The sequence below is a fragment of the Parapusillimonas sp. JC17 genome (assembly GCF_052180245.1).
Classification (GTDB): domain Bacteria; phylum Pseudomonadota; class Gammaproteobacteria; order Burkholderiales; family Burkholderiaceae_B; genus Parapusillimonas.
The window spans coordinates 1,212,460-1,224,881 of record NZ_CP197474.1 but is presented as its reverse complement, the minus strand read 5'-3'; the positions used below and the strand labels follow the sequence as shown (position 1 = coordinate 1,224,881).

12 protein-coding genes are annotated in these 12,422 nt (G+C 62.0%); 4 read left to right on the top strand and 8 right to left on the bottom strand.

The window, feature by feature from the left end; genetic code table 11:
* The first annotated feature begins 119 nt into the window (after nt 1–119).
* On the top strand, nt 120–1,613 hold the full coding sequence (gene ppx / locus ACSBPU_RS05945) for an exopolyphosphatase (protein ID WP_442596437.1): 1,494 nt from the start codon (nt 120–122) through the stop codon (nt 1,611–1,613).
* Nucleotides 1,614–1,743: 130 nt separating this feature from the next.
* Here ppx and ACSBPU_RS05940 read toward each other — a convergent pair whose 3' ends face one another.
* The 5 genes from ACSBPU_RS05940 to ACSBPU_RS05920 form a co-directional block, all read right to left on the bottom strand.
* Nucleotides 1,744–2,526 (bottom strand): GNAT family N-acetyltransferase, encoded by a 783-nt coding sequence (locus ACSBPU_RS05940; RefSeq protein ID WP_442596435.1) that lies wholly within the window; start codon nt 2,524–2,526, stop codon nt 1,744–1,746.
* A 64-nt stretch (nt 2,527–2,590) separates the two neighbouring features.
* Nucleotides 2,591–3,937: a phosphoglucosamine mutase gene (glmM, locus tag ACSBPU_RS05935; RefSeq protein WP_442596433.1), complete on the bottom strand. Its 1,347-nt coding sequence runs from the start codon at nt 3,935–3,937 to the stop codon at nt 2,591–2,593.
* A complete protein-coding gene (gene folP, locus ACSBPU_RS05930; protein WP_442596431.1) occupies nt 3,934–4,773 on the bottom strand; it encodes a dihydropteroate synthase in 840 nt (279 codons plus the stop codon). Before folP ends, glmM begins: the two co-directional genes overlap by 4 nt.
* 21 nt (nt 4,774–4,794) lie before the next feature.
* Nucleotides 4,795–6,693 carry an ATP-dependent zinc metalloprotease FtsH gene (gene ftsH, locus ACSBPU_RS05925; protein ID WP_180067686.1) on the bottom strand — a complete coding sequence of 633 codons (1,899 nt, stop codon included), beginning with the start codon at nt 6,691–6,693 and terminating at the stop codon, nt 4,795–4,797.
* 103 nt (nt 6,694–6,796) lie between these two features.
* Complete coding sequence (locus ACSBPU_RS05920; RefSeq protein ID WP_442596429.1) at nt 6,797–7,441, bottom strand: RlmE family RNA methyltransferase; 645 nt, start codon at nt 7,439–7,441, stop codon at nt 6,797–6,799.
* A gap of 17 nt (nt 7,442–7,458) precedes the next feature.
* On the opposite strand from ACSBPU_RS05920, the gene ACSBPU_RS05915 reads away from it, so the two are divergent.
* Entirely contained in the window at nt 7,459–8,034 is a 576-nt protein-coding gene (locus ACSBPU_RS05915) for a YhbY family RNA-binding protein (protein WP_442596427.1), read from the top strand.
* Between the two features lie 111 nt (nt 8,035–8,145).
* Here ACSBPU_RS05915 and greA read toward each other — a convergent pair whose 3' ends face one another.
* Nucleotides 8,146–8,622, bottom strand: coding sequence for a transcription elongation factor GreA (gene greA / locus ACSBPU_RS05910; protein ID WP_180067683.1), 477 nt, complete (start codon nt 8,620–8,622; stop codon nt 8,146–8,148).
* Nucleotides 8,623–8,947: 325 nt separating this feature from the next.
* A complete protein-coding gene (locus tag ACSBPU_RS05905; RefSeq protein ID WP_442596424.1) occupies nt 8,948–10,270 on the bottom strand; it encodes a solute carrier family 23 protein in 1,323 nt (440 codons plus the stop codon).
* Between the two features lie 135 nt (nt 10,271–10,405).
* Here ACSBPU_RS05905 and ACSBPU_RS05900 point away from each other — a divergent pair, with 135 nt between their 5' ends.
* Together ACSBPU_RS05900 and ACSBPU_RS05895 are read left to right on the top strand one after the other, a co-directional pair.
* Complete coding sequence (locus ACSBPU_RS05900; RefSeq protein WP_442596422.1) at nt 10,406–11,053, top strand: histidine phosphatase family protein; 648 nt, start codon at nt 10,406–10,408, stop codon at nt 11,051–11,053.
* A 6-nt stretch (nt 11,054–11,059) separates the two neighbouring features.
* On the top strand, nt 11,060–11,479 hold the full coding sequence (locus tag ACSBPU_RS05895; RefSeq protein ID WP_442596420.1) for a YchJ family protein: 420 nt from the start codon (nt 11,060–11,062) through the stop codon (nt 11,477–11,479).
* A 177-nt stretch (nt 11,480–11,656) separates the two neighbouring features.
* On the opposite strand, the gene ACSBPU_RS05890 is transcribed toward ACSBPU_RS05895, so the two are convergent.
* Nucleotides 11,657–12,415, bottom strand: coding sequence for an SDR family oxidoreductase (locus tag ACSBPU_RS05890; RefSeq protein ID WP_442596418.1), 759 nt, complete (start codon nt 12,413–12,415; stop codon nt 11,657–11,659).
* Between the last annotated feature and the right edge of the window lie 7 nt (nt 12,416–12,422).

Here is a 12,422-nt window from a genome sequence, read left to right as displayed (position 1 = left end):
TGCGCGAGGGGTCGGACCCCGCATGGGGTCCGACCCCAGATGCAAGCCAGGAGGCGGCATAAAGACGCACGCGCGCGCAGTCTTTATAATTCGTAGGTATCCACCAGCAATCTCTCATAATGGACTATCTACTTGCCGCGGTCGACTTGGGCTCCAACAGCTTTCGGCTATCCATCGGACGCGTCGTACAACTGGACGGCAAAGCGCAAATCTACTCCGTCGACCGTCTAAAAGAGTCCGTCAGGCTGGCGGCCGGCCTGAACGAAGACAAAGTCATTTCCGAAGAAGCCATCGAGCGCGCCATCACCGTCCTGAAGCGCTTCGGCGAACGGCTGTCCGGCTTCCATCCCAATCGCGTCAGGGCGGTGGCCACCAATACATTTCGCATTGCGCGCAATGTCGCCGACATACTGCCGCGCGCGGAAGCGGCTCTCGGATTTCCCATCGAAGTCATCGCGGGACAGGAAGAAGCGCGACTGATTTTTTCAGGCATCACCAACGAGCTCCCCCCCTCGCCCAACCGCCGCCTGATGATAGACATCGGCGGCGGATCGACCGAGGTCATCATTGGAAAGGGATTCCAGCCCATGCACATGAGCTCGCTGTACATGGGCTGCGTCAGCTTTACGCGACAGTTCTTTCCCGATGGCAACATCACCGCGGCCCGCATGGAGCGCGCCCAGCTGGCGGCACGCCGGGAACTTGAAGGCATATCCAAGCAGTACCGGAAAACCGGCTGGCAAGAGGCCTACGGCTCGTCCGGCACGGCAAAAGGGCTGATCGCCGTGCTGCAGGAAGGCGGCATGTCCAAGAAGGGCATCACCCTCGAAGGCCTGGAATTGCTCAAGGCCAAGCTGATACGCGACGGCAAAGTCATCATGAAAGAGCTGCCCGGCCTGAAGCACGATCGTTCCCTGGTGCTGGCCGGCGGCCTGGCCATCATGCTGGCGGCATTTCAGGAACTCAAGATCAAAGCCATGGCGCCCGGAGAAGGCGCGTTGCGCGTGGGGGTGCTGTACGACATCCTGGGCCGTGACTCCGCTCATGACAAGCGCGACGAAACCGCACGCCAGTTCATCAAGCGCTATCACATCGACACCCGGCAGTCGGAACGGGTCAAGCGCATCGCACTGCAGTTTTTCTCGCAACTCGATCTGCCGGGCAACGTCGAGAAAGAAGAGCTCCAGCGCACCTTGGGCTGGGCGTCCGACCTTCACGAAGTGGGCATCAGCATCGCCCATGCTGAATACCACAAGCATGGCGCTTATATTCTCCAGCATGCCGACATGCCGGGCTTTTCGAACGACGATCAATCCATGCTTGCGCTTTTCGTGCTGGGGCATCATGGCAAGTTCAACAAGCTTTCCCTGCTCGAACCCACCAGGGAAAAATGGCTGACGCTGCTTTGCCTGCGGCTGGCGGTGCTGCTGTGCCGCCGGCGCGAAGACCATAAAACCGGGCTTCCCATCACCCTCCAGGCCCAGGGCCAGCAAATCACGCTGAAGGCGGCGAAGTCCTGGCTGGATGCCCATCCGCTCTCGGAGTTCTCGCTTCAGGCGGAAACCGTGGAATGGGCCAAGGCCGGATTCGAGTTCAATCTCGTCGAGACTTAGGGCCTAGATTAGGGCCAGGGTCAGACCCCGTATGGGGTCTGACCCTTCGGATTGAGCCAGGGTCAGACCCCGAATAGGGTCTGACCCTTCGGGTTGGGCGCGGGGTCAGACCCCATTCGGGGTCTGACCCCTAAACCAGGCCGAAATGGCGGCGATAGCGCTCATCCATCTTTCTTATGTCGAGCAGGACGGGGAAATCGGCGGTATTGAAGTCGGGATCCCAGGCGGGCTCGCCGCAAATCGTGGCACCCAGCTTGAGATAGCCTTTGATGAGCGGCGGAATACGTGCCGGCAGTGCGCTGTCCAGGCACTCGACGGGATAACGATGGCGTGGCGACACGCGCGGGACATCCGGCGAGCCTTCCAGGGTTTTTCTCGCTATGCGCCAGACCTCGGCCGCGGTAACGCCGTCGTCGCGCAGGCTGACGCTGGCGCAACCGAGCAGATACCGGAAGCCGGATTCCAGCATCAGGCTGGCGATGCCCGACCATAGCAGCATGATGACCGAGCCATTCCGGTAGTCGGCATGCGTGCATGACCGCCCCACTTCGACGATCTGATCGTAGATGTGGCTGAGGCCGCCGAGGTCGAATTCCGATTCGGAGTAATAGCCGCCGGCCTTGCGGGCGTTTGCCGGCGTCAGGAGCCGGTAGGTGCCCACTACGCGGCCGGTGTGCGCCTCTTTGACCATGAAATGCTCGCACCAGAGGTCGAAGCGGTCGGCATCCAGGCCGTTCGCGGAGTCTGGAAACACCGCGTTCATTTCTTCCGTGAATACCTGGTAGCGCAAGCGCTGTATCGCTTCCAGCTCTTCGGTGCTACCAGCCAGCCCCATTATCAGGTCCCCGGCCACGGGCCGCGTCCAGTTCCTGTCTATGGCGATGCCGGTTTCTATGCGTGCAGACTCTAGCATTCAAGTAACTCCTAAACATTCGGTGATTATCTGCGATGAATGTTTCAGGTATTTGATGCTTACGTTACTCGTTTGTAAGGTTCACCGCAACCAATTCGCGAACGCCTTCTTCGGCGAGCGCCGCCTCTTCGGCCTCTACCATGAGCCGCAACTTGGGCTCCGTGCCGGAGGCGCGTATCAGAACACGCCCGCGCCCGTTCAGTTTCCGCTCGACCTTCTCGCGCGCTGCGGCCAGGCCCGCGTGAGTCTGCCACTGCACGCCCTGAGCCAACGGCACGTTGACCATCTTCTGAGGATACATCTTCAGGTCGGACACCAGCTCGGCCAGCGAATTGCCGCTGCGGCTCATTGCCCGAAGGACTTGCAGCGCCGCGATGATTCCATCGCCCGTGGTGTGGCAATCGAGACACAGCAGATGGCCGGAACTTTCTCCACCGTACAGCCAGCCCCGGGCCTGCATGGCCTCCAGCACATAGCGGTCGCCGACCTTGGCGCGTTCAAAAGCCACGCCCATGGCGTGCATCCGCTTTTCAAAACCGAAGTTCGTCATGAGCGTGCCCACCACCCCGTCGACTTTCTGCTGCGTCATGCGGTCGCGCACAATGGCATAAAGGAGTTCGTCGCCGTTGTACAGGCGACCGCTACCGTCGACCATTTGCAGGCGGTCCGCATCGCCATCGAGCGCGATGCCGATGTCCGCGCCCCGGGCTTGGACTTCCGCCACCAGGGTTTCGGGATGCATGGCGCCCACGCCTTCGTTGATATTGAAGCCGTCGGGCTGGCACCCTATGGAAAAGACCTCGGCGCCGAGCTCGCGGAATACGTGCGGCGCAATATGGTAGGCCGCGCCATGCGCGGCATCCACCACGATGGACAAGCCCGAAAGATCCAGCTCGTTGGGGAAAGTGCTTTTGCAAAACTCTATGTAGCGCCCCGCCGCGTCGTCGATGCGGCGCGCACGGCCCAGCGCTTCGGACCCGACGCAGCCCAGCGGTTCATCGATCGCCGCCTCGATCTCGGCCTCGATCTCGTCCGGAAGCTTCATGCCCTGCGCGGAAAAGAACTTGATGCCGTTGTCCTGGTAAGGATTATGGGAAGCGCTGATGACAATGCCGGCGACCAGGCGAAGGGCACGGGTCAGATAAGCGACGGCCGGCGTGGGAACCGGGCCAGCCAGCAGCACATCGATGCCCGCCGCCGACAGCCCAGCCTCAAGCGCGGATTCGAGCATGTAGCCCGAAATTCGCGTGTCCTTGCCTATGACGACCGCGGGCCGGCCCCTGCCGGGATGCTTGCGGGCCAGCACGCGCCCGGCGGCATAGCCGAGCCGGAGCGCGAATTCCGCATTGATGGTGGGACCGCCGACTTCACCACGAACACCGTCGGTTCCAAAATACTTGCGTTCAGTCATAGATAAGCTCCGGTTTCCACTGCGCTCCAGACTTTGAGGGCGTCTGAAGTCGCCGCTACGTCGTGCACCCTGATGATGCGGGCGCCGCGCGCAATCGCCGCCAATGCGGCCGCCACGCTGCCGTATACCCTTTCAGCGGGTGCGCGGCCTATGATGTACCCAATCATGGATTTTCGCGATACGCCAATCAGCCAGGGATATCCCTGGTTGTCGAGGTCAGCCAGCTTGCGCAGCAGCAGGTAGTTCTGCGGTTGGGTTTTGCCAAACCCAAAGCCCGGGTCCAGCACGATACGGCGTTCCGACACCCCCGCGACGCGCAGGGCGCGCGCCTGCCCGTGCAGGAACTGCTGGACCTCCAGCAGCAGGTCGTCGTATTGAGGATCGGCCTGCATGGTCTTGGGCTCGCCTTGCATGTGCATGATGCACAGGCCGCAATCAGAATCGGCAACAGCTTCGATGGCGCCGGGACGTGTGAAGCCGCATATATCGTTGATCATGTCGGCGCCGGCATCGAGCACGGCGCGCATCACCTGCGGCTTGAAGGTGTCGATGGACAAGGGAACGCCGAGACTGCGCAAGCCTTCGATGACGGGTAGCACCCGTTGCAGCTCTTCTTCGGCGGATAAAGGCTCCGCTCCCGGCCGCGTCGATTCCCCGCCAATATCCAGCATGTCGGCGCCCTGCTCTGCCAGCAGGCGCCCATGCGCGATCGCGGCGTCGGCCTCGAAGTGTTCAGCGCCATCGGAAAAAGAGTCGGGGGTGACGTTGACGATCCCCATTATCAATGGGCGCCCGAGATCAAGCTCGAAGCGCCCACAAAGCAAGCTGGAACTCATTGAATACGATAGAGACCAGTTTTAGACGGGGGTCGCCGCGGCATCGCCGCCGGCGGAGGACACGCCGGCCGCCGGCGGAGGCGTGTCGGACGGTGCGGGACCGCCGGACAGAGCCTGAGGCGGACGCGGAGGACGGCCCTGCATGATGTCGTCGATTTGCTCTGCGTCGATGGTTTCCCACTCGAGCAGCGCGGCCGTCATGGCTTCCATCTTGTCGCGGTTGTCTTCGATGAGCTTGCGGGCAATCGCGTACTGCTGATCGATGATCTCGCGGATCTCGTGGTCGACCTTCTGCATGGTGGCCTCGGACATATGCGTCGTCTTGGTCACGCTGCGCCCCAGGAAGACTTCGCCTTCGTTCTCGGCATACACCACGGGGCCGAGCGAGTCGGTCATGCCGTAGCGGGTGACGATATCGCGGGCGATGGCCGTGGCGCGCTCGAAGTCGTTGGATGCACCGGTCGTCATTTGATTCATGAAGACCTCTTCGGCGATGCGGCCGCCGAACAACACCGCGATCGTATTCAAGAGGCGCTCTTTGTCCATGCTGTAGCGATCGCCTTCAGGCAATTGCATGGTGACGCCCAGCGCGCGGCCGCGCGGAATGATCGTGACCTTGTGCACCGGATCGGTCTTGGGCAGCAGCCGCGCGACCAATGCGTGGCCGGACTCGTGGTAAGCCGTATTGCGGCGTTCCTCTTCGGGCATGATGAGCGACCGGCGTTCGGCGCCCATGATGATCTTGTCCTTGGCCTTTTCGAAGTCGGCCATGTCGACGGTGCGCCCGTTGCGGCGGGCGGCAAACAGCGCGGCCTCGTTCACTAGGTTGGCAAGGTCGGCGCCCGAAAAGCCCGGCGTGCCGCGCGCCAGCACCATGGCGTCGACGTTGGTCGCCAGCGGCACCTTGCGCATATGGACTTTCAGGATCTGCTCGCGCCCGCGGATATCGGGCAGCGACACCACAACCTGGCGGTCGAAGCGGCCCGGGCGCAGCAGCGCCGGATCGAGGACGTCGGGGCGGTTCGTGGCGGCGATGACCAGCACGCCCTGCCCCGTTTCAAAGCCGTCCATCTCGACCAGAAGCTGGTTGAGGGTTTGTTCGCGTTCGTCGTTGCCGCCACCCAGTCCGGCGCCGCGCTGGCGGCCGACCGCATCGATTTCGTCGATGAAAATGATGCATGGAGCCTGCTTCTTGGCGTTCTCGAACATGTCGCGCACACGGGCTGCGCCCACGCCGACGAACATTTCGACGAAGTCGGAGCCGGAAATGCTGAAGAACGGCACTTTGGCCTCGCCTGCAATGGCCTTGGCCAGCAAGGTCTTGCCCGTACCTGGCGAACCGACCATCAGGACGCCGCGCGGAATACGGCCTCCAAGGCGCTGGAACTTGGTTGGATCGCGCAGGAAGTCGACCAGCTCCTGGACATCTTCCTTGGCTTCGTCGCAACCGGCGACGTCGGCAAAGGTGATGTGGTTGGTGTTTTCATCGAGCATGCGGGCGCGCGACTTGCCGAAGCTGAACGCCCCCCCTTTGCCGCCGCCCTGCATCTGGCGCATGAAGAAGATCCATACGCCGATCAGCAGCAGCATGGGGAACCACGAAATGAACAGGCTGGTCAGGAACGAAGGCTCTTCGCGGGCCTTGCCCGAGACTTGCACCCCGGACTTGACGAGCTCGGGCACCATCCACAGGTCGCCCGGGGATGTCAGGCTGTACGGCCGGCCGGCGTCGGGGGTGACATACAAGGTGTCGCCCTGGATGTCGACCTTCGTGATGCGCCCTGCCTGGGCGTCATTCATGAATTGGGTATAGGTCACGGTCTCGGCCGTGGGTGCGCGCCCGTCGAACTGCTTGAACACAGTGAACAGGACAAGCGCGATCACCATCCAGATCGCGACCTTAGAAAACGAGTTGTTCAAAGCCAACCTCCTACTTGTAACCTCGGCTTGCCACACCCCCGCAAACACGGCAGCAGAACAAGTATGTCAATGATTCATTCTACCCGATAGAAGGAATCGTGTTTTAAGAAACCTGATGCTTCAGACGCCGTGCGACCAGGAAGGTTTCAGAGGACTTGTCGCGCGACGCCTTGGGCTTGCGCTCGACCACCCGCTGAAAGCTGCGTTTGAACGATTCGACGATCTGGGAGAATCCACTGCCATGAAACGCCTTGACGATCAGCGCCCCGTCCGGCTTGAGATGCTGGGAGGCGAATTCAAGTGCCAAATCACACACATGCTGAATTCTAGCTGAATCCGCCGATCCCACCCCTGACAAGTTGGGGGCCATATCGGAAATTACAAGATCCACGCGTGCGCCGCCCAAGCGTTCGGCGAGCTGGTCGAGCACGGTGTCCTCGCGGAAATCTCCTTGTATGAACTCCACCCCCGCGATGGGTTCCATGGGAAGCATGTCGAGCGCGATGATGCGTCCGTTGAGTACGCCGCCGGGACCGGCCAGCCGTTCGCGCGCAATCTGCGACCAGCTTCCCGGTGCGGAACCCAGGTCGACCACGACATCGCCGGGACGCAACAGCTTCTCGCTGTCGAGGATCTCGGTCAGCTTGAACGCCGCACGGGCACGATACCCCTTCTGTTGCGCCATTTTGACGTAGGGATCATTAATATGCTGCTGAATCCACTCTTTGGAGAATTTTTTTTTGGCCATTCCCGTACAATCTCATTATGGCAAAACTAGACATCACATCTCAAGAGCGCAGCGCCCTTCGCGCTGCCGCCCATCCTTTGCGCCCAGTCGTCCTGATCGGAGACCGGGGCTTGACTGATTCCGTACTGAAAGAAATCGATAACAACCTGACTGCGCATCAATTGATCAAGGTCAGGGTCGCCGGCGAAGAGCGCGAAGCCCGCAACACCATGCTGGAAACCATATGCGACAGCCTGTCCTGCGCGCTCGTGCATCACCTGGGCAAGACGCTGATCATTTATCGGCCGGATCCCAAAGCCCAGAAAGCCAAGGCAGAAGCCGAATACGCGACGCGCGCGGTACGCAAGCCGTCCGAACCGCATACGCCGAAGAAACTGGCGGCCGAAGGCGTGACCCGAACCCGGCGTGACGAAAAAACCAAGCGCGCTGCGCAGAAATCCGAAGCACCCGAAACCGCGGCGCCGCGGGCTCGACGCGCCCTGGCGGCATCCAATGCCCCGGCACGCCCCGCCCACGGCATACCGCGTCGCAGCGGCAGCGCGCTTTCGCTGCGCGCCGGCGCAAGGCGCGGGCTTCGTTCAGGGAAACGTTAAGCTATCATTATAAAGCCCAACGCCAACCGCGCTGGGCTTTTTTTTCGCCGGCCTCGGCGTGGGTCGGTACGCCCAAGGCACAGCACTGGGCACAACTTTAACGCCGGGCGTTCAAATATAGCTGACGTTCAGTACTTCGTACTCGCGTATGCCGGCAGGCGCCTTGACTTCCACTACGTCGCCTTCCGTCTTGCCGATCAAGGCGCGGGCCACCGGGCTGGATACCGAAATCATGTTGGCGCGGATATCGGCCTCTACATCGCCCACGATCTGGTACTTGACGCGCTCGCCGGATTCGAGGTCCTCGATTTCGACGGTGGCGCCGAATACAGCCTTGCCGTCGACGTCCAGTGCAGCGGGGTCGATGATCTGGGCGTTCGAGAGTGTGCTTTCCAGTTCCTGGATGCGGCCTTCCACGAACGCCTGACGCTCGCGCGCGGCATCGTATTCGGCGTTTTCCGACAAGTCGCCTTGCGCACGCGCCTCGGCGATGGCATTGATGACTTCCGGCCGCTCAACGGTCTTCAAACGATGGAGTTCTACTTGCAAGCGCTCAGCGCCGCGAACTGTCAACGGGATCGCAGACATAATATTCCTGACTCAAAAGTAAAAAGACGCTCCCCACATGGAGCGCCTATCGATAATTATTTGGGCGGGTGCATGCCGCCCGTGCGTGGAACTAAAGGGATCGTTGGTTTGTTATAGCTGTGAACAACAATTTGGCCTAGTTCAAAATAAACCCCCGGCATGACGAACAACCGGGGGCACGTACGTATTGTCGGCAAACTTGAGGGAAATTGCAAGCCCCGGCGCAGGTTTGGGGTCAGACCCCGTACGGGGTCTGACCCCTGTTCGGCTATACCGGGCCGGGCGAACTGCGCCGGACCCTGTACGGGGTCTGACCCCTGTTCGGCTATACCGGGCCGGGCGAACTGCGCCGCAGCAGCGCATACAGGATTATGGCGCCAAAAGTGGCCGTGCCGATGCCGTCAAGGCGAAATGCGCCCAATTGCAAGGAAAAATTACCGGCGCCCAGGACGAGCGTCACCGCCGCCACGATGAGGTTGCGGTTGTCGCTGAAGTCGACTTGGTTCACTACCCAGATCCGGGCGCCCGCCACCGCGATCAAACCGAAAACCACGACCGACATGCCGCCCAGGACCGGCCCCGGTATGGTCTGTATCAAAGCCCCGAACTTGGGTGAAAAGCCCAGAAGGATCGCAATCAGCGCAGCCACCACGAACACAAGGGTCGAATAGATGCGGGTCACGGTCATGACGCCGATGTTTTCCGCATAAGTCGTGACGCCCGTCCCGCCAACCGCCCCGGACACCATGGTGGCGACGCCGTCGCCCACGAATGCGCGGCCCAGGTAGACGTCCAGGTTCTGCCCGGTCATGGCGCTGACGGCCTTGATATGCCCGAGGTTCTCGGCAACCAGGATGATGGCCACTGGGACGATGACGCTCATGGCATGAAACTCGAAGACCGGCGCCGCAAACCGGGGCAGGCCGAGCCAGGACGCTGCCTGGACGCCGCTGAAATCGATCGGTTTCCCCAAGCCCAGGCCATTGGTCAGGACGGCATAGATGACGCAAGCCAGCAGCAGGCCGACCAGGATGAGCAGCCTTTGCACCGTGCCCCGCGTATAGACGGCAATGCCGCCCACGCACAGAACAGTAACCAGGGACATCACGGCCTCGAAAGTGGATCCGCCCATGGCCCCTTTGGCGGCGATGGGCGCCAGATTCAGCCCGATGACGGCTACAATGGCGCCCGTCACCACCGGCGGCATCCAGGCGTTGATCCATTGCGCCGCCCCGCCGGAGCGGGCGTTGATCCACCACACCAGCAATCCTATGAGGGTATAGACGAGACCGCAGGCGATGATGGCGCCCAACGCAACGCCGATATTCGCGTTGGCGCCGCTGCCCGCATAACCCGTCACCGCGATGACGCCGCCGATGAAGGCGAAACTGGACCCCAGATAGCTGGGGACGCGCCCACCGACGAACAGGAAGAAAATCAGTGTGCCGATGCCGGACATCAATATGGCGACGTTGGCGTCGAAACCCATGAGCAGGGGTGCCAGGATGGTGGAACCGAACATGGCCACGACGTGCTGCGCGCCCATCGCGACGTTCTGCGGCCAGGACATGCGCTCGTCGGGCTGCACCACGACGCCGGATGCGCCGCCTTCAACCTTGCGCCAGCGCGGAAAATAGGAGTTCGACATGGGAATCCGCCCTTTTTATTAAAATAGCTGTTTTGTTGCAGGCGAGAGTGTACGTGCGCGGCCTGTTCCACTGCAACAACTTCCGTGATCCTCACTGATTTATTGTGGCGAAATCCGCCTTGCGACGCTTAAGACATGAACACAACACACTTCTGGTTGGTACGGCACGGGGAAACCCTCTGGAACGCGGAGCGTCGGCTGCAGGGCTGGCTTGACATTCCCCTCAATGAAAAAGGGAAGAAGCAGGCCGAGCAACTGGCCCGATTCCTCGCGTCCGCCGCCTTCGCGACCGACATACACGCCATATACAGCAGCGACCTGAGCCGTGCCCATGAAACCGCGCAGATCGCCACCCGGTCTCTGGGTCAGACGATCATCACGGATCCAGGACTGCGCGAGCGCAGCTATGGCATCTACCAGGGCGAGGACTGGTCCAGCCTCAGCAAGGCTTCGGACGGCAAAGCGCTGATCGACTTTCGCAAGCCGGACCAGCCCATCGAGGGCGGAGAATCCTATCTTGCGTTCTCGCAACGCGTCAGCCGGGCTTTCGAAGGCATCGCGCACCAGCACCCCGGCCAGAATGTGCTGGTCTTCACTCACGGGGGAGTCATCGATATCGCGTGGCGGTGCAGCACCGGCGCCACGCTGGAAACACAGCGGCCCTTCCCCATACTGAACGTCAGCGTCAACCGCTGCGGCATCCGCGGCCCGGGCGACTGGTTCATCCAGGACTGGGGCTACACCGGCCACTTGGAAGCCGAAGCGCTGGACGACGTCCTGTAGCGTCTCATGAAAACCGCCTCGAATCCGCCCTGCCCCTGTGGCGGCGTGCCGGCCGGCACGCCGTACCAGCGCTGCTGCGGGCTGTTTATCGAGGGCGACCAGGTCCCGGCCACGGCGGAACGCTTGATGCGTTCCCGCTATACCGCTTATACGCTCGGGCTCGCCCGCTATCTTCAGGCGACCTGGCATCCCGGCACGCGCCCGATCGATCTGGAAGTCGACCCGCCCGATACGCCTCACGGCGTGCGTTGGCTGGGACTGCGCATCCATGGACACCGGGAGCTGGATGCCGACCATGCGGAAGTGAAGTTCACAGCCAGATACCGCCAGGCGGGCAAGGCATTCCGGCTCACCGAGCTAAGCCGCTTCCTGCGTGAGGACGGGCGGTGGCTGTATGTGGATGGCGACGTCGACGAAAGGGATTGAGGGGTCAGACCCCATACGGGGTCTGACCCCCGACGGCGAAAACCTGACGGGGATGAGAGGAGTTGAGGGGTCAGACCCCATACGGGGTCTGACCCCCGATGGCGAAAACCTGGCAGGAATGAAGGGGAATTGAGGGGTCAAACCCCGTACGGGGTCTGACCCCGGCGGCGCATCGGCTCACTCGCCAATACGAGGCTTGCGTTTGCGGCCTGCCGCGAAATAGTCGTACACGGCATTGGGCACCAGCCCAAGCAAGCCTGCAACCACACCCATCTGCCAGGGAATGACCTGGTATGAACCGCCCCGCTCGATGGCTCGCACCGCCCTGGGAACGAAACGTTCCACCGGCATCAGGAAGGGCATCCGGTAGGGATTGCGGGCCGTCATCGGCGTCTGGATGAACCCCGGCGCGATGGTCACCACCTTGACGCCACTGGATCTCAGTTCCACGCGCAGGCTTTCGCAATATGCCCGGACGGCCGCCTTCGATGCGCTGTACGCCCCTGCACCGGGAAGGCCTCGCACACCCGCGACGCTGCCGATGCCGACCAGCCTGCCCTCTTTTCGCTGCCTCATGGAGGCAATGAAAGGCTCGAAGGTCGCCACCGTGGCCAGCAAGTTGGTCTTGACGATGGACTCGAAGACTTCATAGTCCGCCAGCTCTTCCGTCAGGGTCCCGGCACTGATGCCGGCGCTGGCGATCACCACGTCCACCGGGCCGCCTGCCAAAAAATCGTGCGCTGCCGCGTGCAGGGCCTGCCGGCTCCTTGCATCGACGACGTAGACGGAATGCTGGCCCGGCAGGGATGCCTGCAGCTCGGCCAGCGCGGCCTCGCGCCGCCCCAGCAGCGCCAGCTGCGCGCCTTCGGACGCATAAAAACGGGCGAGCCCGGCACCGATGCCGCTGCTCGCCCCGGTGATGAAGACGCGCTTCACCTAGGCA